Source organism: Jeongeupia naejangsanensis, assembly GCF_016865585.1.
GTDB lineage: Bacteria > Pseudomonadota > Gammaproteobacteria > Burkholderiales > Chitinibacteraceae > Jeongeupia > Jeongeupia naejangsanensis.
Map to the genome: position 1 here is coordinate 450,227 of NZ_JAESND010000001.1, position 23,898 is coordinate 474,124.

At 62.8% G+C, this 23,898-nt stretch carries 23 protein-coding genes; 9 read left to right on the forward strand and 14 right to left on the reverse strand.

The features are described 5' to 3' along the window. Nucleotides 1-3: 3 nt before the first annotated feature. On the reverse strand, nt 4-408 hold the full coding sequence (locus tag JMJ54_RS02115; RefSeq protein ID WP_203536297.1) for a VOC family protein: 405 nt from the start codon (nt 406-408) through the stop codon (nt 4-6). After that, complete coding sequence (locus tag JMJ54_RS02120; protein WP_189460636.1) at nt 398-742, reverse strand: antibiotic biosynthesis monooxygenase; 345 nt, start codon at nt 740-742, stop codon at nt 398-400. Before JMJ54_RS02120 ends, JMJ54_RS02115 begins: the two co-directional genes overlap by 11 nt. Nucleotides 743-823: 81 nt before the next feature. Between JMJ54_RS02120 and soxR the strand changes: the two genes are divergently transcribed. Beyond that, on the forward strand, nt 824-1,318 hold the full coding sequence (gene soxR / locus JMJ54_RS02125; RefSeq protein WP_203536298.1) for a redox-sensitive transcriptional activator SoxR: 495 nt from the start codon (nt 824-826) through the stop codon (nt 1,316-1,318). A gap of 63 nt (nt 1,319-1,381) precedes the next feature. Here the strand turns inward: soxR and fghA are convergent, their stop codons facing one another. Both fghA and JMJ54_RS02135 read right to left on the reverse strand, forming a co-directional pair. After that, nucleotides 1,382-2,224, reverse strand: coding sequence for an S-formylglutathione hydrolase (fghA, locus tag JMJ54_RS02130; RefSeq protein WP_203536870.1), 843 nt, complete (start codon nt 2,222-2,224; stop codon nt 1,382-1,384). A gap of 11 nt (nt 2,225-2,235) precedes the next feature. Then, complete coding sequence (locus tag JMJ54_RS02135; protein WP_275411026.1) at nt 2,236-3,366, reverse strand: S-(hydroxymethyl)glutathione dehydrogenase/class III alcohol dehydrogenase; 1,131 nt, start codon at nt 3,364-3,366, stop codon at nt 2,236-2,238. A 106-nt stretch (nt 3,367-3,472) separates the two neighbouring features. Here JMJ54_RS02135 and JMJ54_RS02140 point away from each other — a divergent pair, with 106 nt between their 5' ends. The 3 genes from JMJ54_RS02140 (at nt 3,473) to JMJ54_RS02150 (ending at nt 7,729) form a co-directional block, all read left to right on the forward strand. Next, on the forward strand, nt 3,473-4,336 hold the full coding sequence (locus JMJ54_RS02140) for a LysR substrate-binding domain-containing protein (protein ID WP_238999836.1): 864 nt from the start codon (nt 3,473-3,475) through the stop codon (nt 4,334-4,336). Between the two features lie 175 nt (nt 4,337-4,511). Beyond that, nucleotides 4,512-6,416: a B12-binding domain-containing radical SAM protein gene (locus tag JMJ54_RS02145; protein ID WP_203536299.1), complete on the forward strand. Its 1,905-nt coding sequence runs from the start codon at nt 4,512-4,514 to the stop codon at nt 6,414-6,416. Nucleotides 6,417-6,661: 245 nt separating this feature from the next. Continuing rightward, entirely contained in the window at nt 6,662-7,729 is a 1,068-nt protein-coding gene (locus JMJ54_RS02150; RefSeq protein ID WP_203536300.1) for a porin, read from the forward strand. 117 nt (nt 7,730-7,846) lie between these two features. Here the strand turns inward: JMJ54_RS02150 and JMJ54_RS02155 are convergent, their stop codons facing one another. Continuing rightward, nucleotides 7,847-9,367, reverse strand: coding sequence for a fumarate hydratase (locus JMJ54_RS02155; protein ID WP_203536301.1), 1,521 nt, complete (start codon nt 9,365-9,367; stop codon nt 7,847-7,849). Nucleotides 9,368-9,518: 151 nt separating this feature from the next. Here JMJ54_RS02155 and phnF point away from each other — a divergent pair, with 151 nt between their 5' ends. From phnF to thpR, 3 genes are read left to right on the forward strand one after another with little or no spacing between them, the layout of a single operon-like run. Continuing rightward, entirely contained in the window at nt 9,519-10,244 is a 726-nt protein-coding gene (phnF, locus tag JMJ54_RS02160; RefSeq protein ID WP_203536302.1) for a phosphonate metabolism transcriptional regulator PhnF, read from the forward strand. Continuing rightward, complete coding sequence (locus JMJ54_RS02165; RefSeq protein ID WP_203536303.1) at nt 10,244-11,038, forward strand: NUDIX hydrolase; 795 nt, start codon at nt 10,244-10,246, stop codon at nt 11,036-11,038. The genes phnF and JMJ54_RS02165 overlap by 1 nt, the downstream gene beginning before the upstream one ends. Then, a complete protein-coding gene (gene thpR, locus JMJ54_RS02170) occupies nt 11,035-11,544 on the forward strand; it encodes an RNA 2',3'-cyclic phosphodiesterase (RefSeq protein ID WP_203536304.1) in 510 nt (169 codons plus the stop codon). The genes JMJ54_RS02165 and thpR overlap by 4 nt, the downstream gene beginning before the upstream one ends. A gap of 29 nt (nt 11,545-11,573) precedes the next feature. On the opposite strand, the gene JMJ54_RS02175 is transcribed toward thpR, so the two are convergent. The 5 genes from JMJ54_RS02175 to JMJ54_RS02195 all read right to left on the reverse strand — a co-directional run bounded on the left by JMJ54_RS02175 (nt 11,574) and on the right by JMJ54_RS02195 (nt 17,540). Then, nucleotides 11,574-12,404 (reverse strand): sulfurtransferase, encoded by an 831-nt coding sequence (locus JMJ54_RS02175; RefSeq protein ID WP_203536305.1) that lies wholly within the window; start codon nt 12,402-12,404, stop codon nt 11,574-11,576. Between the two features lie 45 nt (nt 12,405-12,449). Further along, entirely contained in the window at nt 12,450-14,147 is a 1,698-nt protein-coding gene (locus tag JMJ54_RS02180) for a methyl-accepting chemotaxis protein (protein WP_203536306.1), read from the reverse strand. An 81-nt stretch (nt 14,148-14,228) separates the two neighbouring features. Then, entirely contained in the window at nt 14,229-15,407 is a 1,179-nt protein-coding gene (locus JMJ54_RS02185; RefSeq protein ID WP_203536307.1) for an acetyl-CoA C-acetyltransferase, read from the reverse strand. Nucleotides 15,408-15,488: 81 nt separating this feature from the next. Then, nucleotides 15,489-17,195, reverse strand: a complete 1,707-nt coding sequence (locus JMJ54_RS02190) for a PHA/PHB synthase family protein (protein WP_308437959.1) — start codon at nt 17,193-17,195, stop codon at nt 15,489-15,491. 81 nt (nt 17,196-17,276) lie between these two features. Further along, nucleotides 17,277-17,540: a hypothetical protein gene (locus JMJ54_RS02195; protein WP_203536897.1), complete on the reverse strand. Its 264-nt coding sequence runs from the start codon at nt 17,538-17,540 to the stop codon at nt 17,277-17,279. Between the two features lie 118 nt (nt 17,541-17,658). On the opposite strand from JMJ54_RS02195, the gene pbpG reads away from it, so the two are divergent. Continuing rightward, nucleotides 17,659-18,486, forward strand: coding sequence for a D-alanyl-D-alanine endopeptidase (pbpG, locus tag JMJ54_RS02200; protein WP_308437973.1), 828 nt, complete (start codon nt 17,659-17,661; stop codon nt 18,484-18,486). A 60-nt stretch (nt 18,487-18,546) separates the two neighbouring features. Here the strand turns inward: pbpG and trxC are convergent, their stop codons facing one another. The 4 genes from trxC to JMJ54_RS02220 form a co-directional block, all read right to left on the reverse strand. Then, a complete protein-coding gene (gene trxC / locus JMJ54_RS02205; protein ID WP_203536309.1) occupies nt 18,547-18,969 on the reverse strand; it encodes a thioredoxin TrxC in 423 nt (140 codons plus the stop codon). 61 nt (nt 18,970-19,030) lie between these two features. Beyond that, complete coding sequence (locus tag JMJ54_RS02210) at nt 19,031-20,080, reverse strand: ABC transporter ATP-binding protein (RefSeq protein WP_203536310.1); 1,050 nt, start codon at nt 20,078-20,080, stop codon at nt 19,031-19,033. After that, the gene (locus JMJ54_RS02215) at nt 20,077-21,690 is read right to left on the reverse strand and encodes an ABC transporter permease (RefSeq protein ID WP_203536311.1); all 1,614 of its coding nucleotides are present in this window, start codon (nt 21,688-21,690) and stop codon (nt 20,077-20,079) included. Before JMJ54_RS02215 ends, JMJ54_RS02210 begins: the two co-directional genes overlap by 4 nt. Before the next feature lie 68 nt (nt 21,691-21,758). Continuing rightward, nucleotides 21,759-22,754 carry a Fe(3+) ABC transporter substrate-binding protein gene (locus JMJ54_RS02220; RefSeq protein ID WP_308437974.1) on the reverse strand — a complete coding sequence of 332 codons (996 nt, stop codon included), beginning with the start codon at nt 22,752-22,754 and terminating at the stop codon, nt 21,759-21,761. A gap of 173 nt (nt 22,755-22,927) precedes the next feature. On the opposite strand from JMJ54_RS02220, the gene JMJ54_RS02225 reads away from it, so the two are divergent. Beyond that, entirely contained in the window at nt 22,928-23,836 is a 909-nt protein-coding gene (locus JMJ54_RS02225; protein ID WP_203536313.1) for a recombination-associated protein RdgC, read from the forward strand. The last annotated feature ends 62 nt before the right edge of the window (nt 23,837-23,898 follow it).

Consider the following 23,898-nt stretch of genomic DNA (forward strand, 5'->3'; position numbering starts at 1 on the left):
ACCTCAGGCGGTTTCGCGGTGTTTCGGCAATTGCCGGGACAGTACCTGAAAACTGGCGGAGTGATCCTTCAACTCGCAGCGGTTGCCGTCCGGATCGCTGAAGCAACCGACCACGCCCCAGTCCAGCCGCAACACCTCGACGTCGACACCCTTGCGCCTCAGCACGCCGGCGGCGGCATCGACGTCTTCGACATTGAAACGCAGGATGGTCGGGTTCTCGTCGATCGGTTTCGGCTTCTGCCGGCCGGTGCCGCCGGATTCGATCATCAGGTAGGCGCCACCGAGGTCGAGCGTGACCAGCCCCGGCTTGGCGAAGGCCTCCGGCAGCGCCAGCAGATCGCGATAGAACGCCACGCACGCGTCGAAGCGCTCGGTGAACAGGATGATGCCCGGCAACTCAAACCGCATGGGCAGCCACCGCCGGTACATCGTGAAAGACACCCATATCGGCGTGAATGCCCAGCTGCTGCATGAACGCGGCCGCATCGAACCCCGTTTCGGCGTAATGCTGTTCGACCACCCGCTTGGCAGCCGTCAGCGCCGCCGCATCGGCCCATTCGATCACCGTCACCACTTGGTGCGGATTCCCGGCCCGGGTCAGCACGCGCTGCAAGCGGTGGCCCGGCTGCAGCGCCAGCAGCCGGTTGGTCTGCTCGACACGCGCCAGAAACACGGCCAGTGCAGCCTCGGGAACGGTGAAACGGTCGACGCGATAGACCGCATTTTCGGCTTGATTCGACATGCTGGGACTCCGTTGTGCACAGCCGGGCCGGCTGCAATAATCACAGCGTAAAATCTCAAGTTAAGTTGAGGTCAAGAGAAAATGACGAATGCACCAACCCATCCGTCCGGCCTGCCGTCGACGCTGTCGGTCGGCGAGGTCGCGCGCCGCAGCGGCGTCGCCGTGTCGGCACTGCATTTTTACGAGAGCAAGGGACTGATCAGCAGCCAGCGCACGCAGGGCGGGCAGCGGCGCTACAGCCGCGACGTGCTGCGCCGCGTTGCGGTGATCCGGGTCGCGCAACGCGTCGGCATCCCGCTGGCCCGGATCGCCGATGCACTGGTCACGCTGCCGGCCACCGCCGCGCCGAACCGGAATGACTGGGCCCGGCTTTCCGCGATGTGGCGCACCGATCTCGACGCCCGGATCGCCCAGCTGCAGGCGTTGCGCGACCACCTCGACGACTGCATCGGCTGCGGCTGCCTGTCGATCGAGCATTGCCGGCTGCGCAATCCGAACGACACCCTCGGCGCACAAGGTCCGGGGGCGCGCTATCTGAACATCGAAATGGTTGCGGACGCAGCGGCGCAAGACTGAGCCGGTTTTCGGCGGGAATGAAAAAACCCCGGATCAACCGGGGCTGCAGGGGACTGCATCGTTTCAGGCTGCAAGGTGCTGCGCGTGGAAACGCAGGTGATCCTCGATGAAGCTGGCGATGAAGTAATAGCTGTGATCGTAACCGGGCTGGCGCCGCAAGGTCAGCGGCCAGTCGTGCTGCCGGGCGACCCTCGCCAGCACATCGGGCTGCAGCTGCTCCGGCATGAAGCCGTCCTGCTCGCCCTGGTCGACCAGCATCGGCAAGCGCTCGACGGCGATCTCGAGCTGGTGGCAACTGTCGTAACTCAGCCACGTGCTGCGATCCTCGCCCAGATAGGCGGCAAAGGCCTTCTGCCCCCACGGCACCGCACTCGGATTGACGATGGGCGCAAACGCCGACACCGAACGATAGCGGCCCGGGTTGCGCAAAGCGATCATCAACGCACCGTGCCCACCCATCGAATGGCCGCTGATCGCGCGCTGCTGCGTCACCGGAAAATGCGCTTCGACCAGCGCCGGCAGCTCGTCGACCACGTAGTCGTACATCCGGTAGTGCGCCGCCCACGGTGCCTGCGTCGCGTTGACGTAGAAACCCGCGCCCTGCCCCAGATCGTAGCCGTCGGCATCGGCCACACCGTCGCCGCGCGGGCTGGTATCGGGCATCACCAGCGCCAGCCCCAGCTCGGCGGCAACACGCTGTGCGCCGGCCTTGGTAGCGAAGTTCTCGTCGGTGCACGTCAGTCCGGACAGCCAGTACAGCACCGGCACCGAACCGCCCTGTGCCTGCGGCGGCAGGTAGATCGCGAAGGTCATCGTCGTGCCGGTAGCGGTCGAGCGGTGGCGGTAGCGCTTGTGCCAGCCACCGAACGTGCAGGTACTGGAGACCAGTTCGAGTGTATCGGCCATGATGACGTCGCTCACGCCTTGGTCGCGTAGTGGATGACGGAGCGGATCGACTTGCCCTCGTGCATCAGCTCGAACGCCGTGTTGATGTCTTCGAGCGGCATCGTGTGGGTAATGAAGTCGTCGAGGTGGAACTCGCCCTTCAGGTAGCGCTCGACATAGTCCGGCAGTTCGCTGCGGCCGCGTACACCGCCGAAGGCCGAACCGCGCCAGACCCGGCCGGTAACGAGCTGGAACGGACGGGTGCTGATTTCCTCGCCGGCACCGGCGACGCCGATGATCACCGACTCGCCCCAGCCCTTGTGGCAGCATTCGAGCGCCGAGCGCATCACCTTGACGTTGCCGATGCATTCGAACGAGAAATCGACGCCGCCGTCGGTCATCGCGACGATCACGTCCTGGATCGGCTGGTCGAACTCGTTCGGGTTGATCAGGTCGGTCGCGCCAAGCTGCTTGGCAAGGTCGAACTTGCTGGTGTTGATGTCGATGCCGATGATGCGCGACGCGCCGGCCATCTTGGCGCCGATCACGGCCGACAGGCCGATGCCGCCGAGACCGAAGATCGCCACCGTATCGCCTGCCTTGACCTTGGCGGTGTTCATCACCGCGCCCATGCCGGTGGTGACGCCGCAACCGAGCAGGCAGACCTCCTCCAGCGGCGCGGCCTTGTTGATTTTCGCCAGCGCGATTTCCGGCAGCACCGTGTATTCGGAGAACGTCGACGTGCCCATGTAGTGGTAGATCGGCTTGCCGTCTTTCGAGAACCGCGTCGTGCCGTCCGGCATCAGGCCCTTGCCCTGCGTTGCACGGATCGCCTGACAGAGGTTGGTCTTGCCCGACTTGCAGAACTTGCACTCGCCGCATTCGGGCGTGTACAGCGGGATCACGTGATCGCCGACCGCGACACTGCTCACGCCCTCGCCGACCGCCTCGACGAGGCCTGCGCCTTCATGGCCGAGAATCGCCGGAAACACGCCTTCCGAATCCATGCCCGACAGGGTGTATGCGTCGGTATGACAGACACCGCTGGCGACGATGCGGACCAGCACTTCGCCCTTCTGCGGCAGCTGCAGATCGACTTCCTCGATGGTCAGCGGCTCGTTCGGGCCCCAAGCGACGGCGGCACGGGTTTTCATGGTTTGCATGGAACGTCCTCGATAAAGGTTGGCGCAATGACAGTGATTCTATTTATTACCCATCAGCCGACAATCTGGCTAAATGGAAAGATATTTTTGCCAATGAGAAACAATAATGAACTGGGAAGGCGTCAGCGAATTCGTCGCCGTCGTTGAAACGCAGAGCTTCACCGCCGCAGCGCAGCGGCTGGGGATCTCGGTCGCACAGGTCAGCCGGCAGGTGTCGCAGCTCGAACAGAGGCTGGCGGCGCGCCTCTTGTACCGGACAACACGCAAGGTCAGCGTCACCGAAGCCGGCCAGTTGTACTACCAACACTGTAGGCCGCTCCTCGACGGCCTGCGCGAAGCCGAACAGGCTGTGTCGCAAGCGCAGGACCGGCCCAGCGGCCACCTCAGGGTCACCGCGCCGGTGTATTACGGAGAACGGGTCGTCGCCCCGCTGCTGCACCGCTACCTGCAGGAGCAGCCGGCGGTGACCGCCGAACTCAACCTCGACAACCGCAAGGTCGACCTCGTCGCCGAAGGCTTCGATCTCGGCATCCGCCTCGGACCGATGGATGCCTCGTCGCTGATGGTCCGGCAGCTCGGCAGCCGCACCCACCATGTGTGCGCGTCACCGGCGTATCTGGCGCAGTTCGGTGCGCCGCATACGCTGGCCGAACTGAAACACCACCAGTGCCTGACCGGCACGGTGAGCACCTGGCGATTTCGGGAAGCAGACGGACACACCCGCGAAGTCCATGTCGGCGGCCGGCTGCGCTGCAACAGTGGCGCAGCCCTTGTCGATGCCGCACTGGTGGGCATCGGCATGGTGCAGCTGCCCGACTATTACGTGGACGCCCATCTGGCCAGCGGCCGGCTGTGCAGCCTGCTCGGCGCCTATACGCTGGTCGACGGCATCTGGGCCAACTATCCGCGCAACCGCTTCGTCCCCCTGAAGGTGCAAGGCTTCATCGATCTGCTCGAAACCACGCTGTAAATCTGCCGACCGGCGCAGTCCGGCATGCCGGAGCGCCGAGTCTGGCAAAATACGCCTTTGCGTCGGTGCAAGCCCGCGCGTTTCTTCGGCAAGGCCTGGTAATGAACATTTCGAGTTGGATCGCCGCCCGCAACGGGCATGCACCGGTTTCCGTCATCCTCCGGCGGGGGACCGCATGCTGAACCAGCCGTTCCGCGTCCTCTCGTTCATTCCGCCGATGACGCAGCTCAACACACCCTACCCGTCGACGGCCTATCTGACCGGCTTTCTGCGTTCGCGCGGCTTCGATGCGGCACAGGAAGACCTGGCGCTGCAGCTGGTGCTGGCGCTGTTCTCGCGCGACGGACTCGCCCGGCTGCGGCAATGCGTCGAACACGTTCCGCCGCGCCGCCGCAGCGAAGCGGTGCAGTCATTCCATGACCAGTTCGACCGCTACGACGCGACGATCAGTGCGACGATCGCCTTCCTGCAGGGCCGCGACTCGACCGTCGGCCACCGGATCTGCAGCCGCAACTTCCTGCCCGAAGGCCCGCGCTTCGCTGCGCTCGACGTCTACGTCGACGACGAAGGCGGCGATCCGCTGGCATGGGCGTTCGGTGCGCTCGGCATGCAGGATCGCGCCCGCCATCTGGCCACGCTGTATCTGAACGATCTGGCCGACGTGCTGCGTGACGCGGTCGATCCGCGCTTCGAATTCGTCCGCTACGCCGAATCGCTGGCGATGAGCCAGCCGACTTTCGACCCGCTCGCCGACGCGCTGGCCGCAAAGCCGACACTGGTCGACGAGGTACTCGAAACGCTGACACTGGCCGCGATCGAACGCCACCAGCCGACGCTGGTGCTGCTGTCGGTGCCGTTCCCGGGCGCCGTGTACGCGGCGTTCCGGATCGCGCAGACGATCAAGGCGCGTTACCCGCAGATCAAAATCGGCCTTGGCGGCGGCTTCGCCAATACCGAGCTGCGCGAGCTGTCCGATCCGCGCGTGTTCGACTTTGTCGACTTTGTCACGCTCGATTCGGGCGAACGCCCGCTGCTGGCGCTGATCGACCATCTGAAAGGGGGCCGCTCGCGCGAGCGACTGGTCCGCACCTTCGTGCGTATCGAGGGCAAGGTCCGTTACATCAACTTCCCCGAACCCGACGTGCCGTTCGAGGAATGGGGCACGCCGACCTGGGACGGCCTGCCGCTCGACCGCTACCTGTCGCTGCTCGACATGCTCAACCCGATGCACCGGTTGTGGAGCGACGGCCGCTGGAACAAGCTCACCGTCGCGCACGGCTGCTACTGGAAGAAATGCAGCTTCTGCGACGTCACGCTCGACTACATCTCCCGCTACGAAACCGCATCGGCCAAGGAGCTGGTCGACCGGATCGAGAAGATCATCGCTGAAACCGGCCAGACCGGCTTCCACTTCGTCGACGAGGCCGCACCGCCGAAAATGCTCAAGGCACTGGCCGAGGAACTGCTGCGGCGCAAGGTGGCGATTTCGTGGTGGGGCAATGTGCGCTTCGAAAAATCGTTCAGCCCCGAGCTGTGCCAGCTGCTGGCCGATTCGGGCTGCATCGCGATCTCGGGCGGGCTCGAGGTCGCGTCGGACCGGCTGCTGAAGCTGATGAAGAAAGGCGTCTCGGTTGACCAGGTGGCCCGTGTCACCGCAGCGTTCACCGAGGCGGGCATCCTCGTGCACGCCTATCTGATGTACGGCTTCCCGACCCAGACGGTGCAGGACACCGTCGACGCACTCGAATACGTCCGGCAGCTGTTCGAGCACGGCTGCATCCAGTCGGGCTTCTTCCATCGCTTCGCCTGTACCGTGCATTCGCCGGTCGGCAAGAACCCCGAGGAATACGGGGTCACGCTCGAACCGCTGCCGCCGGGCGGTTTCGCCAAGAACGACGTCGGCTTCGTCGATCCGAGCGGCGTCGATCACGACGCACTGGGCCGCGCGCTGAACAAGGCGCTGTACAACTACATGCACGGCATCGGTCTGGATCAGGATGTGCGCAGCTGGTTCGATCTGCGTGTACCCAAGTCGACCGTGCCCCGGCGCTTCATCGAACGGGCGCTCACCCAGCGCTAGTCTCTCCCGGCCTCGGCCGATCTCCTCGTCGAATAAACCAGCGGACCTGATGGCCCGCTGGTTTCGTTTCACCACATTCAATCAATTTATCAAATCACAAGTGTTGTTTTAATAGCCAAAAACTAAAAACACACTTCACGATTAATGACATTGTCATTTAGTGTTGCCTTGCGTCACGACGATAGACCTGAGCTATCACAAGACGGTTCCCGAAAAAATGCAACGCTTTGCACACAAGGATGATTATGTTCACGCGTATCTTGCTAGCTGCGGCTGTATCCGCGGCCTTCAGCGCCCAGGCCTTCGCCGAAGTCACCATCGGCGGCTCGATCGAAGCCGACGTCTACTACGTCGATTCGCAAGCCAAAGGCTATAAGGGCGAAGTCGAACTCGATGTCGAACCGCGCCTGTTCTTCAGCGGCAGCGACAAGCTCGACAACGGCTCCAAGGTCATCTGGAAGATCTGGACCGGTGTTGAAAACTATCGCGACAACACCGCCGCTGGTGGCGAACTCAATACCGGCAGCTCCGCCCGCACTTGGGGCAACCGCGAAGCCTGGGGCGGCTGGCAAGGTGACTGGGGTACGCTGCGACTGGGCAAGATCTATTCGCCGACCTATCTGAAACTCGACTGGCCGTACGGCAACCTCGGCGGCGCCATGCACGTCGCCGAAGTCGGCGTGATCGGCTTCAACCCGGAAAACGCGATCAACTACGATTCGCCGAACTGGGGCGGCTTCACCTTCTCGGGCCAGTACTCGTTCCGCGGCCAGAACAACCAAGTGGACGGCAAATCGAGCGAGTACTTCTACGACATCACCGCCGGCTTCGCCAAGGCCGGCTTCATGATCGACGCCGGTTACCAGGAAACCCGCAACGACGGCGGCAGCGAGAAGGACAAGATGTACTTCGTCGCCGGTGGCTACAACTTCGGCGCGTTCACGATGAAGGGCGGCTTCAAGTCCTGGGATTGTCAGGCCGGTGCCGGCTGCAACTCGTTTGCCGGTCCGCAGCAGGAACAGTACTGGCTGCAAGGCATCTACTCGGCCGGCAAGCATACGGTCGGCCTGACGTACAACTACTTCACCGAGGCGGAAAACGCCGCGGGCAACAAGATCGATGACAGCGATACCAATGTGCTCTTCGGCCAATGGAACTACGCGCTGTCCAACAATACTTCCGGTTATGTCCAGCTTCGCTATGCGATGAACGGCCAGAACGGCGGTATCGGTGCCAACTACGGGACGTCATACGGCAATGCGGTCGATGCTGACAGCTACCGTCTGCTGATCGGAACCTGGACCGGGTTTTAAACGCTGTACCTAGATACGAGAACCTTGAAAGGCGACTTCGGTCGCCTTTTTTTTCGTCGCCAAACAAAAAAAAACCGGCCCCAAGGCCGGTCTTTTTGTTTGCAGCACACTCGGCGATCAGACCGTTGCGAGCGGGATCTTGCCGATTTTCGCCTGCCATTCCTTCGGTGCAATCGCGTGCACCGAGGTGCCGCCGCTATCGACCGCCACCGTCACCGGCATGTCGACGACGTCGAACTCGTAGATCGCTTCCATGCCCAGATCCTCGAAACCGACAACACGCGAACCCTTGATCGCCTTGGACACGAGGTAGGCTGCACCACCGACCGCCATCAGGTAGACCGACTGGTGCTGCTTGATCGCATCGATGGCAACCGGGCCGCGTTCGGCTTTGCCGATCATGCCCAGGAGGCCGGTCTGCGCCAGCACCTGCCCGGTGAACTTGTCCATCCGCGTTGCCGTGGTCGGGCCGGCCGGGCCGACGACTTCGTCACGCACCGGATCGACCGGACCGACGTAGTAAATGAAGCGGTTGGTGAAATCGACCGGCAGCTTCTCGCCCTTGTTGAGCATTTCGACCATGCGCTTGTGCGCAGCATCGCGGCCGGTCAGCATCTTGCCGTTCAGCAGCAGCGTCTGGCCCGGCTTCCACGAAGCGACTTCCTCACGGGTGACGGTGTTCAGGTCGACACGGGTGGACTCGCTGGACGGCGTCCAGGTCACATCCGGCCAGTCCTCGAGCTTAGGTGCTTCAAGCACTGCCGGACCGGAACCGTCGAGAATGAAGTGGACGTGACGCGTTGCCGCGCAGTTCGGGATCATCGCGACCGGCAGGCTGGCTGCATGGGTCGGGTAGTCCTTGATCTTCACGTCGAGCACGGTGGCCAAACCACCCAAACCTTGCGCGCCGATACCGAGCGCGTTGACCTTCTCGTACAGCTCGATGCGCAGTTCTTCAGCACGGTTTTGCGGGCCGCGTTCGATCAGTTCATGGATGTCGATCTCTTCCATCAGCGCTTCCTTGGCCATCACCATGGCCTTCTCGGCGGTGCCGCCGATGCCGATGCCGAGCATGCCCGGCGGGCACCAGCCGGCGCCCATCAGCGGCACGGTCTTCAGCACCCAGTCGACGATCGAGTCGGACGGGTTGAGCATGACGAACTTGGTCTTGTTCTCCGAACCGCCGCCCTTGGCGGCGATGTCGATCTCGACCGTCTCACCCGGCACGACCTCGAAGTGGATCACCGCCGGCGTGTTGTCCTTGGTGTTCTTGCGGCCACCGGCGGGGTCCATCAGGATCGACGCGCGCAGCTTGTTGTCCGGATGCAGGTAGGCACGGCGTACGCCTTCGTTGACCATGTCGGCCACGCCCATCGTCGCGCCGGCCCACTGCACATTCATGCCGACGCGCACAAAACAGGTCACGATCCCGGTGTCCTGGCAGATCGGCCGCTTGCCTTCGGCGCACATCCGGCTGTTGGTCAGGATCTGCGCAATCGCATCCTTGGCGGCCGGGCTTTCTTCGCGCTCGTACGCTTTGCCGAGGGCCTGGATGTAGTCTTTCGGGTGGTAGTAACTGATGTACTGCAGCGCATCGGCAATGCTGTCGATCAGATCGTCCTGACGGATGACGGCCATGAAGTGCTCCGGAGCTTAGGCGGGAAAAGTGTGCATTTTACCAGCGAGCGCGGACTTGGCGCGCCCCGGGATTACCTCAAGACGTAGAATCATCTAGATGAAACAGCCGTACGCTAGCATTGGCGTACTTCATCAACGACAGGAAAGCACCATGACGGTCGAACGCGGATCGGGCATTGCCTTGTGGCGACAGATCGAGCAGGCCCTCGCCGCCGACATCGCCGCCAAGACGATCACCGATCGCTTGCCGAACGAGATCGAGCTTGCAGCACGCTTCGGCGTCAACCGCCACACGATCCGCCGCGCCGTACAGGCACTGGAAACGCGCGGACTGGTGCGCATCGAACAGGGACGCGGCACCTTCGTTCAGGAAGGGCTGATCGATTACCGCCTCGGGCGCCGCAACCGCTTTTCGCACAGTCTCGACGACCAGCAGCGCCGCGGCAGCAGCCAGATCCAGCGCAGCACCACCACCGTGCCGCGCGACGAGGTGTGCGAACTGCTCGGCATTCCGCTCGGCACCAGCGTCCTGCAGGTCGATGCGCTCGACGTCGTCGACGACCGCATCATCGGCGTCTGCACCCAGTACTTTCCGCTGCCGCGCTTCGCCGGACTCGAAGCCCGTTACGCCGCCACCGGCCGCATCGCCGATGCACTGCCGGCATTCGGCATCACCGAGTTCAATCGCAAGCTGAGTCGCGTTACCGCTCGCTTGCCGCGCCCCGAAACCGCACAGTTGCTGGCACAACCGAAAACGCAGCCTATTCTTTATGTCGAAAACGTCTACGTCGACAGCGCCGGCGTGCCGATCGAATACGGCATCACGCGCTTTGCCGCAGACGCCGTACAACTGCTGATCGAGCCCGAGGCCGGCTGATGAACACGCGACTCCAGCGCGATTTCGCCCCGCGACCACGATTCGACGCCAGCGGTTTGGTCCGCTTCCACGTCCTTGGCGAAGCCGTCGGCTGGCTCGAACCCGAAACGTGCGCATTTCTCCAGGCACTGTCGCCCCGCTTTGCCGGACGAGGACCGCAACTGCATCTGGACGCGACAGCCGACGAGGTCGAGCCGCTGCTTGGCCGGACTGCGCTGGCGATGCGCGATGCGGGCCTGATCCGCGGCTGGCGCAACGAGCGCTACACCTGCTTCGCACCGGACGCGCAAGGCCTGCCCGACCTCGAGCGCCCGCTGTTCACGCTGGAGCGCGCGGCCTTTCGCCGCTTCGGATTGACGAGCCGCGCCGTGCACGCCAACGGTTACACGTCGGACCGGCAGCTCTGGATCGGCCGCCGCAGCCCCCGAAAAACGATCGATCCGAACCGGCTCGACAACCTGTCGGCTGGTGGCATCGCCAGTGGCGAGACGCCCGAACACTGCGTCGTGCGTGAGCTCTGGGAGGAAGCCGGCGTACCGGCCGAAATCGCAGCGAGCGCCGTCTATGCGTCAAGCATGCGCTGCACCCGGAACGAGCCGGACGGCACGCACGACGAGGTACTGCACTGCTACGACCTGCTTCTCCCCGACCACTTCGTCCCGCGCAACACCGACGGAGAGGTGGCGGACTTCATCCGGCTCTCCGCCGACGCCGTATTGGCCAGGCTGGATGAATTCACCGTCGATGCCGCCATGGCGACCTCCGATTTCCTGCATCGGCAACGCTGGTTGTGAGACTGTTCATCGGTCTGACCCCGCCGTCGGCGGTTCGCAACGCGATCGCGGACGAGCGCGACCGCCTGCACGTCAGCCTCGGCGGCAAGCCGACGACAACGGCCAATCTGCATCTGACACTGGTTTTTATCGGTGAAGCCACTGTGCAGACGATGCAACGCCTGTGTCATCTGCTCTCTCGTATCGACATGCCACGTTTTGATATCGGCCTTGATCGGGCCGGTGATTTCAAACGGGGAGCGATTGTCTGGCTCGGCTGCAGCGCCGTACCGGGCGAACTTGCCACGCTGGCGGAGACACTCCGGCAAGCGCTGACCGATGCAGGCATTCCGTTCGATGCACTAGCCTTTGCACCGCACGTCACGCTGCTGCGCAAGGGGCAACCGGTGGCGGAAACGCTGGCAAGCACCATTCACTGGCCGGTCGATTCGCTCGTCCTCTATGCATCGGAGTCGACGCCGGACGGTGTCCGCTATCGCCCCCTGTTCCACCGGCCACTGAAGTGAAAACGCCCGGGCTACCGGGCGTTCTCACTTCAGCTTGCAACCGGGTTGTCCGGGTGCGCACACCATTCACTCCACGAGCCGGGGTACAACCTTGCTCCGGGCAGACCCGCCACTTCCAGTGCGAGCAGATTGTGGCAGGCAGTCACCCCGGAACCGCACTGGCAGACGATGTCGGCCGGCGAACGCCCGGCAAGCACCTCCTGCCATTCAGCGCGCAGCACGTCGGCGGACTTGAAACGGCCACTCCCGTTGAGGTTGTGCTGGAAAAAGCGGTTGGCCGCACCCGGGATATGGCCACCGACCGGATCGATCGTCTCGCCAAGGCCGCGATAACGGTCAGGACTGCGCGCGTCGACAACCAGAAAATCCTGTGCTTCGAGGTTGGCCCGAACCTGTGCCATATCGACGGCCGCATCGCGCCGCTCAACCGCCTCGTAAGCAACAGCAGTTGGCGTTACCGCCCCGGCAGACACGGGCAAACCCGCCTCCAGCCACGCTTGCCAGCCACCATCGAGCACCGCGACATGCTCGTGGCCCAGCCAGCGCAACAGCCACCACAAGCGCGCCGCAAACATGCCGCCGGACGCGTCATAGGCGACGACCTGCGTTTTCGCGCCGATCCCCATTCGCCCTGCCCAGCACATCAGCGCATCGGGGTCGGGCAACGGGTGGCGACCGTTACGTCCGGTTTTGGAACCGGACAAATCAAGATCAAGGTGTGCAAACACCGCACCGGGAATATGCCCCGATGCATATGCAATGCGCCCGGCTTCGGGGTCGGCCAAGTCATGGCGACAATCCACCACCACGAATCCGTTTGAACTGGTCGCCAGTGCTTGTGGCGTCATCAACAGGGGCATCGACGTCTTCTCGCTGAAAACGCCCATGATAGGACGCGACCGGGATCAAACACAGCGAAATCGTGCGGCCGATTGCGTCAGCTTGGACGCCAGCTCGGCAAGACGGGCAGTTGCCGACGAAACTTCGGAAATGGCACTGCTGTTTTCCTCGGTCATCTGCGCCACCTTTTCGACCTGGGATGCAATCTGGCCACTGGTCACCCGCTGTTCCCGCAACGCACCGGCAATCAGTTCGACCACGCGGCCGAGCTGCTCTCCCGAGTCGCGAATGCGCTGCATCGATCCCTGAAGCAGCCGGATGTTCTGCATTTCGCTGATCGTATCGGCCCGGGCAAGCTGCATCCCGGCACTGGCTTCGCTGGTCCCGTCGCGGACGACATTCAGCGTCGCACCGATCTCGTGCGTCGCCTGCCCGACCCGCTCCGCCAGTTTGCGGACCTCATCGGCCACCACAGCAAAGCCGCGGCCTGCTTCGCCGGCTCTGGCGGCCTCGATCGCCGCATTCAGCGCCAGCAGGTTGGTCTGATCGGCAATTTCGCGAATCGTCGCCACGATGTTGGCAATTTCTCCCGAGCGCGCGTCGAGCGAGGCCAAGCGTTCGCCGGCCCGATCCAGTTGCTCGCCGATCCGTTCCACGCCAGCGATCACATGGGACATCCGTCCCTCGCCCTCAACGGCCGCCTGGCCCGCCCCCTTACCGGCAGCATCGGCCTGTTCGGCATGGCTCGAAACTTCGCCGATACTGGCGCTTATCTCTTCGACGGCGGCAGCCATTTGCGACGCGGCATCGGCCTGCGTGCCGGAGGCTTGCGACACCAGTTCCATGCTGTTTTGCAGCGCGCCCGCTGTGATGCCCACAGCCCCGACCGAGGACTGGATTTCCAGGACAAGTCGTTTCAGCTCGTCGCGCATCTGCACGATGCCGGCCATGACACTTCGCTGGTCGCCCGGCAACAGCCGGATTTCGTGCGTCAGGTTCCCGCTGGCGATCGCCTGCGCAGCCTGCCTTGCCTCGTCCGGCTCGGCCCCAAGCTGCCGTATCAGGCCGCGAACAATGACGTAGGAGCATGCAATGCCAATCCCGAGCGCAACCAGCAGGAGTACCGCAGTCACCACCTCGGCATGGCGAACCTGATCACGCGCCGCCTTGTATTCTTCGGCGGCCTCGCGCAACTGCAATGCGGAAAGCGCCGAAACGACATCGCCAACCGGGTCGATCGCGGGATAAAGCGCCGCGGCGGTGAAATCGGCAATGCCCTGCGTATCGTTGGCCTGCAGCAGGCGCTCGAGACGCTGAACCGCCGCATCCGCCACGCGCATGCGCTGCCCCGCTTCGTCAGCCAGCCGCGCCTCCTCGGGCGCCAGCGTGTTCGAGGCATACAACTTCCACTCTTGCCGGATGTCTTTCTGCGCTGCCCTGACCCGTTCAAGCCCTTCGGTGGCGGACAATCCGCCGTTGCGAACCTTGTGGGTCGTATCGACAATGCTCACCGCGTAGCGATCGGCCACGACCTTGAGCCGGGTCAGCGGATGGAGCCGGTCTTCAAATGTCGTCCGGAACCGCTGTTCGTTTTGCATCAGGTTGTAAAGTGCCGAACCGCCCTGTGCAATCGTAAAAGCCACCAGCACGCCAACCAGCAGATACAGTTTGGCTGCCACAGTGAATTTGCCCGGCATTGTCATCTCCACGCTTAACAAAATCAAAGCAATTCCTTTTGTATAGCGTAAGAAAATGAATGCCATCGGCACGGCGACGGACGGAGCCCGCACAAAGAAAAACGCCCTCCAAATGGAGGGCGTTTGTGGTCAACCGGAGTAGCTTGCTCAGCGTTCGACCGCCAGCGCTACGCCCATGCCACCGCCGATGCACAGCGTCGCCAAGCCCTTCTTCGCATCGCGTCGAACCATTTCATGCAACAGCGTGACCAGCACGCGCGCACCCGATGCGCCGATCGGATGACCAAGCGCAATGGCGCCGCCATTCACGTTGACGCGGTTCCAGTCCCACTTCAGTTCGCGGGCTACGCCAAGTGCCTGGGCGGCAAACGCCTCGTTTGCCTCGATCAGGTCGAGCTGGTCGAGCGACCAGCCGGCACGTGCCAATGCACGCTGGGTTGCCGGCACCGGCCCCATGCCCATGAGGGTCGGGTCAACGCCAGCCGAAGCGGCGGCACGAATCGTCGCCAGCGGTTTCAGGCCAAGCGCCTCGGCCTTCTCGCGCGTCATCAGCAGCACGGCGGCAGCGCCGTCATTGATGCCCGAGGCATTGCCGGCAGTAACAGTCCCTTCCTTGTCAAAGGCAGGGCGCAGCTTGGCCAGACCTTCCATGGTCGCGTCGGTCTTGATGAATTCATCTGCATCGAACACCAGCGGGTCGCCCTTGCGCTGCGGCACGCTCACCGGGACGATTTCGTCGACGAAACGACCAGCGGCCTGGGCTGCGGTTGCCTTCTGTTGCGACGACAGTGCCAGCTCATCCTGCTCGGTACGGCTGATGCCGTACTTCTTGGCAATGTTCTCAGCGGTCACGCCCATGAGGTACTTGTTGTACACATCGGTCAGGCCGTCGTAGACCATGGTGTCGACCAGTTGCGCGTTACCCATGCGGAAGCCGTCGCGCGAACCCGGCAGGATGTGCGGTGCCGCACTCATGTTTTCCTGACCGCCGGCGATGACGATGTCGGACTCGCCCGACAGGATCGCCTGCAACCCCAGCGCGACGGACTTCAGACCCGAGCCGCACACCTGATTGACCGTCAGTCCGGGGACTTCGTCCGGCAAACCGGCGTACCGCAGCGCCTGACGCGCCGGATTCTGGCCAAGGCCGGCGGTCAGCACGTTGCCAAGGATGACTTCGCTGACCTGATCGGCAGGCAGACCGGTCTTTGCCAGCAGCGAGCGGATCACGGTTGCGCCCAGTTCCGGCGCGGAAACCTTGGCGAGCGAACCGCCGAAATTGCCCAGCGCGGTACGTTGGGCGGCAACGATAACGATGTCGGTCATGATGTTTCTCCCATCTGCCCATTGGGGCTGTGTTTTAGATTAACGGACCGGCCAGTGGTTCGGTCGGTCCGGCACTGCAAATCAGGACAGGCGTTCCCTGACGTAACGTCCCGGCGCCGGCTCGATCGGTTTGAACTGGCGATTGCCAAGCGACTTCGGCGGGGCAACCCGCTTGCCGGCGCGAGGGGCCAGCCACTGTCCCCAATCCTGCCACCAGCTACCCGGACGCGACTCCGCAGCGTCGAACCATGCTTGCGGATCGGCCTCCAGCGTTTCGTTGACCCAATAGTTGCGCTTGTTGGTCGAGACCGGATTGATGGTGCCGGCAATATGGCCGGACGCGCCGAGTACGAAACGCAACGGCCCCTTGAAAATGCCCGTGGTCCGATATGCCGAACTCCACGGCACGATATGGTCTTCACGCGCTGCAAACACGTAGGTCGGTATCGTGATCTGTGTCAGATCGATGGGCACGCCGCACAGCGAAATCGAACCTGGCTTGGCCAGCTTGTTTTCGAAATACATATTGCGCAGGAACCAGGTATGCATGGGCAGCGCGAGGTTGGCCGAATCGTTGTTCCAGTACAGCAGGTCGAACGGCGGCGGCGTCTTGCCCTTGAGGTAGTTGTTGACGACGTAGTTCCAGACCAGGTCGTTCGCGCGCAGCGCTGCAAATGTCCGCGCCAGTTCCTTGCCCGAGATCACGCCCCCCTGATCGATCACCAGTTCGCGGCTGGCAACAACGGACGGATCGAGGAAGTGCTTGATGTCACCGGGTTCGGTGTGGTCGATCATCACCGTCATCAGCGTCAGCGACTCGAACCAGTCCAGTCCGCGCGCCTGCATCACCGGCACGGCTGTCGATACCAGTTCGCCGCCAATGCAGAACGACAGCACGTTGATTTTTTCCTGCTTGCCGATCTGACGCACGACCTCGGCAGCCGCAATCACACCCTGCTCGATGTAATCGTCCCACTTGAGGTGCCCGAGCTCCGGCGTGATCGACTTCCACGACACCAGGAAGGTCGTATGCCCTTCGCCGACAACCCAGCGGACCATCGAGTTCTCGGGTTTGAGATCCATGATGTAGTACTTGTTGACGCAAGGCGGCACGATCAGCAACGGGATTTCGTGCACATCGGGGGTCGTCGGCGCGTACTGGATCAGCTGGATCAGTTCGTTCTCGAACACCACCTGCCCGGGCGAGACCGCCAGGTTTTCGCCGACGACGAATTGCGACTCGTCGGTCATGGTGATGGTGCCCTTCTGGATGTCCTCCAGCAGCTTCTTCATGCCCTCGTTCAGGCTTTCACCCCGGGTGTCGACCGCCAGCGCCAGTACCTCGGGATTGGTGACGGCAAAGTTCGTCGGACTGACCGCATCGAGATATTGCCGCGCAAAAAACGCCATCCGCGCTTTGGTTTCCTCGTCGGCATGAACGTGGTCGACCATTTGAGTCAGCCACTTGGACGTGAGCAGATAGCTTTGCTTCAGGAAGTTGAACAACGGCAACTCCCATTCCGGCGCGGCAAACCGCCGGTCGCCTTTTTCGGGCTCGAGCTGCTGTCCGCCCCCCGCGCCGATCAACTGCAACCAGAGCGCGAGCTGTTGCTGGTAGTACAGGCTATGGGTTTCAAATGCCTCCGGTGAAACACCCTGAACGGGGGCCACACCCGACGGCATTGCCGCGGCGGCGGGGGTCACGGCGTTGACCCAGCTTTGCCACCACTTCTGGTTGGCTTCGTTGAACTGCTGGAAAAACGACTCAAGCGAGGTGGACTGCAACACGGGATGCTCCATTCGAATAGAAACGGCAACGCATGAACACCAAAGCACAGCGGACATTGTGCGGCGCAACACAACAAAATATCACACCGTCTGCAAGTATCGGGAAATCTTTAATGAGGAATCTACAAAATATCCTATTAGCATTTGATTTTCCGTCACATTTTCTGCTTTACCTGCTTTAGAATAAGAAGCAACTGATGTAATAAGCTCGAACTCGATTCCGAGGTAGTTGATGAAACCCAGCATTCCCGGGCTTTGCGCTCTCCTGACAGCGCTCTCGCTCGCCGCCGTGCCAATGGCCGAGGCGGCCACCCAGCATGCCGAATCAACCAGCAAAACGGCCAAATCAAAGCCGGCTGGCAAGCAGACTGTTGCGAAAAATCAACAGAAAAAAACCGCTCAACCGAAAAAACCGACCATCAAGGTCACCGTTCGCAAAAAGAGCTCTGTCAGCAGCCAGGCCATTGCCAACGCCCGCCAGGAAGTTCGCGTCGCGCGCGCTGTCGCCCTACCCTCCACGCTGGAGCGCCCCGGCGTGCAATCTTCGGCCGTACTCGTCGTCAACGAGCAAAGCGGTGAAGTGATTTACGAAAAGAACGCCGACTCGCAGGTACCGATCGCTTCGATCACCAAGCTGATGACGGCGATGGTGACGCTGGATGCTCGCCTGCCGATGAACGAACTGATCACGATCAGCGACGAGGACGTCGATACCCTCAAGCACACCAGTTCGCGCCTCACGGTGGGCACGTCACTCACCCGTGCCGAAGTGCTCTTGCTGGCGCTGATGTCGTCGGAAAACCGTGCGGCTGCGGCATTGTCGCGCACCTACCCCGGCGGTCGCGATGCGTTCGTGCGGAAGATGAATGAAAAGGCCCAGCAGCTGGGCATGCGCGGCAGCCGTTTTTACGACTCGACCGGCCTGACGCCTAGCAATGTATCGACGCCTCGCGATTTGGTGCAGATGGTCAAGGCCGCGCACCACTACGCGGAAATCCACCAGTTCTCGACGTCAAGCGAATACCGCTTCATTTCCAACCGCAACGGCCGGGAAATGATCTACCGCAACACCAACCCGCTGGTGAAATCGGACGACTGGGATATCGGCCTGTCCAAGACCGGCTTCATCAACGAAGCCGGCCACTGCATCGTGCTGCAGGCAACGATCGAAGGCACGCCGGTCGTGATGATCCTGATGGATTCGCAAGGCAGCTACACCCGGATCGGCGATGCGAACCGGGTGAAAAAATGGCTGGAAACCAGCCCCTACGCCAAATTGCGCGCAGGCTGACCCTGCTGGCGACAACGAACAACGCCCCGATTTCGGGGCGTTGTCGTTTTTGCGGGCAACTCAGATCAGCTGGCTGACCCAGGCCTTGAACTGGCCGGACGACATCGCACCATTGAGGCGCTCGATCTGGCGCCCCCGATCGAAGGCAATCAGCGTCGGGATGCTGCGGATCTGGTACTGCGCTGCCAGCGACTGCTCAGCGTCGGTATCGACCTTGAGGAACAACACCTTGCCGGCGAAGTATTCAGCGGCCGATGCGAATGCCGGTGCGAACTGCTGACAGGGCCCGCACCAGGTCGCCCAGAAGTCGACAACCACCGGAATCGTGCTGGCCGCAATCAGTGCTGCGGCGCTCTCCGCCGTTGCGGCAATCGGCGCGCCGGCCAGCAGCGGCTCGTGGCACTGGCCACAGTTCGGGGCGTCGGCAAGCCGGGATGGCTCCAGACGATTGGCGGTCTGACAATGCGGGCAGGCAACGATCATGGTTTTCTCCGGAACAGACCGAGATGGTCGCCTAGCGCGTGCCGCCGATCAAGCATCCGTCTCATTCGCGCACGTATGCAATGGCATGGGCCATCTCGAGCCGGATACCGATCTCCTCACCCACCACGTGACTATGGTGACTTGGGACGAGAGACAGTACTTTTTGCCCCGACGGCAGCCCCAGCGTGTAGAGAAACTCGGCACCGCGAAACGCGCGCGCCAGCACGGCAGCCTTGAACGGGCTCGCGTCGTCGTGCTGCACGTCGTCAGGACGAACCAGCACGTCGACGCGGCAGCCGTCCGTTTTGCAGTGCATCGGCACCTGCCCGGAAAACACCCCCAGTTCAAACTCGATCTGCGCCCTGTCGTTCACGATGCCGGGCAGCAACACCCCTTCGCCAATGAAGTTGGCCACATAGCGGTCAACCGGCTGGTGATACAGCGCATACGGACTCGCCCACTGACGGATCCGGCCGTCGACCATCACGCCAACGACATCTGCGACGGCAAACGCCTCGTGCTGATCGTGCGTCACCAGGATCGCCGTTGTACCAGCGGCCTTGAGGATGTCGCGGACTTCGTGCCCCAGACGCTCGCGCAGCTCGGCATCCAGATTGGAGAACGGCTCGTCCAGCAGCATCAGTCGCGGCTTGGGCGCCAAGGCCCGCGCCAGTGCAACACGCTGCTGCTGGCCACCGGACAGTTCGTGCGGGTAGCGGTGATGCTCGCCCGCCAGCCCCACCAGCGCCAGCATTTCGTCGACACGCTCGGTCCGCGCGCCGGCCGACAGTTGCCGCAGGCCGAAACCGATATTGTCGGCAACGTTCAGGTGCGGAAACAGCGCGTAGTCCTGAAACACCATGCCGATCCGCCGCGCCTCCGGCGGCAGACCCTGCCCGGCTCCGGCCACCACATCGCCATCGATGCGGATTTCCCCGTCGTCGAGCGCCTCGAACCCCGCGATCGCGCGCAACATCGTCGTCTTGCCGCAGCCCGAATGGCCGAGCAGGCAACCGATCTGCCCCGGCGCCAGCGAGAAGGATAACGACTCGATCACCGTACGCCCCGGATAGCGGACCGTGACGGCATTCACTTCAAGCATGGGTTTCATGGTTCGGACTTCCGGATCAGCAGCACCACCGGCACGAGACCGGCGAGCACGATAAACAGACTGGGCAAGGCAGCGCGATCCCACATGCCTTCCGACGTCATTTCAAAAACACGCACGGCCAGCGTGTCCCAGCCAAAGGCTCGCGTCATCAGCGTGATCGGCATTTCCTTGAGTACATCGACAAACACCAGCAGCGCCGCAGACAACAGCCCGCCACGCAGCAACGGCAGGTGCAGATGCCACAGCGCCTGGCGCCCGTTCAGCCCGAGCGAACGAGCGGCCTCCTCCTGACTGCGGGTGATCCGCTGCATCGCCGTATCGACCGGCTGGAAGCCGACGGCAAGAAAGCGCGCAGCCAAGGCCAGCAGCATCACCGCCAGCGTGCCCTTGAAGAGCGCCAGACCTTCGTACCCCAGCGGCCGCAAGGCTGCGAGCAGAACATTGTCCAGCCAGGCGACCGGGATGAAGACCCCCACAGCCAGCACGGTACCCGGCACCGCATAGCCGAGCGTTGCCAGCCGGATCAGCCAGCGGGTGCCACCATCGCGGTAGCGCCGGCGCGCGTAGGCAAGCACGAGCGCCAGTAGCGTGACCAGCAAGGCGGCCATGGCCGCGATGAGCAAGGAGCGGCCGATGAACGCCGGATAGCGCGAATCGAAATCGTCAGCCCAGACGTCGTGCACCCACAGCAGCAATTGCACCAGCGGCACGATGAAAGCCAGCAACAGCACCAGTGTGCACCAGCCGGCAGCGAGCCAGCGCGCCATACCGGCCAAGGCAATGCGCTCGGCATGCCCGCTGCGAACCTGATAGCTGCGCGCACCACGACCGTACTGTTCCAGCACCACCAGCAGCAGCACGAACATCACCAGCAGCGAGGCCAGCTGAGATGCGGCGGGCAGATTGAACAAGGCGAACCACGCCTTGTAGATGGCGGTGGTAAAGGTGTCGAAATTGAAAATCGACACGGTACCGAAATCGGCCAGCGTCTCCATCAGTGCCAGTGTCACGCCGCCGATCAGCCACGGCCGGGCCATCGGAATCGCGACCGACACGAAGGCTCGCCGCCGCGACATGCCCAGCGTCTGCGCGGCTTCGACTGCCCGCCGCCCCTGCGTCAGGAATGCGTTCCGGGCCAGCAGGTACACATAGGGATAGAAGGCCATCGACAGCACGAGGATCACGCCGCCGGTACTGCGGATTTGCGGAAACCAGGCACTGGTCCCGAACGCCGACCGCAGCAGGGTCTGGACCGGGCCGGTGAAATCGAGCAGGCCGACCTGAACGAAAGCCAGCACGTAGGCCGGCATCGCCAGCGGCAGCATCAAGGCCCAACTGAAAAAGCGCCGCCCCGGAAAGGCGTATACGGCAGTCAGCCAAGCCAGCGGCACACCGAGCAGCAGCACCCCGGCGCCAACACCGAGAACCAGGATCAGCGTATTCCACAACACGCCCGGCAACACGTAGCCGAGCAGGTGCGCCCACACCTCGACCTGCGGATCGAGCACCGACGACAGCACCACCAGCAACGGCACGACCGTGAGCAAGGCAACGGGCAGGGTGTACAAGAGGCCGCGACTCGGTCGCGGCAGTCGGATGGCGAAAGGCATGGTCAACATTACAGGTCAAAGAAAAACGGGCAGCGCGCGCTGCCCGTCATTGCAGAAGGATTCACACCTTACTTGTAGCCGGCACGATCCATCAACTGCGTGGCCTTGCCCTGCAGCTCGCCTGCCTTGGTCACATTGATGAGGCTGGGCTTGAACGCCCCCCACGACGACACCAGATCGTCCGGCTTGACCTTCGGGTTGACCGGGAACTCCATGTCCTTGTCGGCGTAAAGGTTTTGCGCCTTGGCGCCGGACAGCCACTCGATCAGCTTGACCGCGCCCTTTTCGTTCTTGGCATGGCGGGTAACCCCGGCGCCCGAGACGTTGACGTGCACGCCGCCGGCATTCTGGTTGGCCCAGAACAGCTTGGTCGGGAACTGCGGATTCTTGGCAACCAGACGGCCGTAGTAGTAGCTGTTGGCGATGCCTACCTGGCATTGGCCCGCAGCAATGGCTTCAAGCAGCTTGGTGTCGTCGGGGAAAACCGGCGCGGCCAGATTGCTCACCCAGCCGCGGACGATCTTCTCGGTCTTCGGCTCGCCGTACTGGGCAATCATCATCGCCACCAGCGACTGGTTGTAGACCTTTTTCGACGTACGCAGGCACAGCTTGCCCTGCCACTTCGGATCAGCCAGGTCTTCATAGGTCGACAGATCCGCCGGCTTCACGCTGGCCGGATTGTAGAAAATCGTCCGAGCGCGGATCGACAGACCATACCACTCGCCATTCGGATCGCGCAGGTGGGCCGGCACGTTCTCGTTCAGCGTCTTCGACTGGATCGGCTTGAGCAGGCCCTGCTTGCCGGCCTGCCACAGATTGCCGGCATCGACGGTGATCAGCATGTCGGCCGGCGTGTTTTCGCCCTCGGCCTTGAGGCGCTCCATCAGCGGGCCTTCCTTGTCAGTCAGCAGCTTGACCTCAACGCCTGTGTCCTTGGTGAATGCATCGAACAAGGGCTTGATCAGCTGTTCATTGCGCGCCGAGTAGACGGTCACGGATTCGGCATGAGCGAGGCCGGCCAGCAAGGCTGCGGCGAGCGGGACGAGGACGAATTGCTTCAAGATGGGGCTCCGGAAAGAGGAACGGGATCGGGATGGAATCGCGGCAAACATATCGAAAATGGAAACAATTCTCAATAAGGGAAATGCCATGGCCATTTGGATCAAGGTGACAATGCAAGGTTCCCGTCTTTTGCCTCACTCGTTACAATCAGCGGCCGTTTCAAAAGGATCGTCCCATGCTCTGGTTCCGCAATCTGCAACTCTACCGCCTTGCCCCTGACCACGCGCTCAGCCTCGACAGCATCGGCGACAGTCTGGCCAAGCGCCCGTGGGTGCCGTGCGGCAGCCACGATCCGATGAGCCAGGGCTGGGTTGCACCGGCACGGCATGCGCCGGACCTCAAGGCCTACGGCTACGACGATGCCGTACTCGTGGCACTGAAAACCGAAGAGAAGCTGCTGCCCGGCAGCGTGGTCAAGGAAGAGACCGAAGAGCGTATCGCCCGGATCGAAGCCGAAGAAAACCGCAAGGTCGGCCGCAAGGAAGCCAAGGAACTGCGTGAACGCGTAGCCGAGGAGCTGCTGCCCAAGGCATTCACCCGCGCCCGTAGCCAGCGCGCGATCATCGACCTGCAACTCGGTCTGGTACTGGTCGAGAGCGCCTCGGCCGCCAAGGCCGAGCAGCTGCTGTCTTACCTGCGCGAAACGCTCGGCAGCCTGCCGACCCGGCTCGTCAATACCCAGGTCTCGCCGGAAACGGCCATGACGCTGTGGCTGGAATCGGCCGACGCCGGTGAATTCGACCTGGGTCAGGACACCGAGCTGCGTGCACCGGGCGATGATGGCGCCATCACGCGGCTGGCACGTCAGCCGCTCGACACGGCCGAGGTCAAGCAGCATCTCGAGAACGGCCTGCTCGCCAGCAAGCTGGCCTTGGCGTGGGACGACAAGCTTGCGTTCCAGCTCACCGACAAGCTGGAGATCAAGCGCCTGACGATGCTCGATGTTCTGCAGGACGAACTGAAGGACATGGACGCAGCCGATCAGGGTGCGATCTTCGATTCAAGCCTGGCGCTCACCGTCGGTACGTTGCGCGCATTCGTCCCCGCGCTGATCCGTGCACTGGGCGACGAAATGCCGGCCTGACCGTCGTCATCGCACGACAAAAAACCGCCCCTCGGGGCGGTTTTTTATGGTTGCTACCCCAG

Bases quoted from the DNA above. Each gene is read 5' to 3' on its own strand.
- JMJ54_RS02115 (WP_203536297.1), bottom strand. From the start codon at position 408: ATGCGGTTTGAGTTGCCGGGCATCATCCTGTTCACCGAGCGCTTCGAC.
- JMJ54_RS02120 (WP_189460636.1), bottom strand. From the start codon at position 742: ATGTCGAATCAAGCCGAAAATGCGGTCTATCGCGTCGACCGTTTCACC.
- soxR (WP_203536298.1), top strand. From the start codon at position 824: ATGACGAATGCACCAACCCATCCGTCCGGCCTGCCGTCGACGCTGTCG.
- fghA (WP_203536870.1), bottom strand. From the start codon at position 2,224: ATGGCCGATACACTCGAACTGGTCTCCAGTACCTGCACGTTCGGTGGC.
- JMJ54_RS02135 (WP_275411026.1), bottom strand. From the start codon at position 3,366: ATGCAAACCATGAAAACCCGTGCCGCCGTCGCTTGGGGCCCGAACGAG.
- JMJ54_RS02140 (WP_238999836.1), top strand. From the start codon at position 3,473: ATGAACTGGGAAGGCGTCAGCGAATTCGTCGCCGTCGTTGAAACGCAG.
- JMJ54_RS02145 (WP_203536299.1), top strand. From the start codon at position 4,512: ATGCTGAACCAGCCGTTCCGCGTCCTCTCGTTCATTCCGCCGATGACG.
- JMJ54_RS02150 (WP_203536300.1), top strand. From the start codon at position 6,662: ATGTTCACGCGTATCTTGCTAGCTGCGGCTGTATCCGCGGCCTTCAGC.
- JMJ54_RS02155 (WP_203536301.1), bottom strand. From the start codon at position 9,367: ATGGCCGTCATCCGTCAGGACGATCTGATCGACAGCATTGCCGATGCG.
- phnF (WP_203536302.1), top strand. From the start codon at position 9,519: ATGACGGTCGAACGCGGATCGGGCATTGCCTTGTGGCGACAGATCGAG.
- JMJ54_RS02165 (WP_203536303.1), top strand. From the start codon at position 10,244: ATGAACACGCGACTCCAGCGCGATTTCGCCCCGCGACCACGATTCGAC.
- JMJ54_RS02175 (WP_203536305.1), bottom strand. From the start codon at position 12,404: ATGCCCCTGTTGATGACGCCACAAGCACTGGCGACCAGTTCAAACGGA.
- JMJ54_RS02180 (WP_203536306.1), bottom strand. From the start codon at position 14,147: ATGGCATTCATTTTCTTACGCTATACAAAAGGAATTGCTTTGATTTTG.
- JMJ54_RS02185 (WP_203536307.1), bottom strand. From the start codon at position 15,407: ATGACCGACATCGTTATCGTTGCCGCCCAACGTACCGCGCTGGGCAAT.
- trxC (WP_203536309.1), bottom strand. From the start codon at position 18,969: ATGATCGTTGCCTGCCCGCATTGTCAGACCGCCAATCGTCTGGAGCCA.
- JMJ54_RS02210 (WP_203536310.1), bottom strand. From the start codon at position 20,080: ATGAAACCCATGCTTGAAGTGAATGCCGTCACGGTCCGCTATCCGGGG.
- JMJ54_RS02215 (WP_203536311.1), bottom strand. From the start codon at position 21,690: ATGCCTTTCGCCATCCGACTGCCGCGACCGAGTCGCGGCCTCTTGTAC.
- JMJ54_RS02225 (WP_203536313.1), top strand. From the start codon at position 22,928: ATGCTCTGGTTCCGCAATCTGCAACTCTACCGCCTTGCCCCTGACCAC.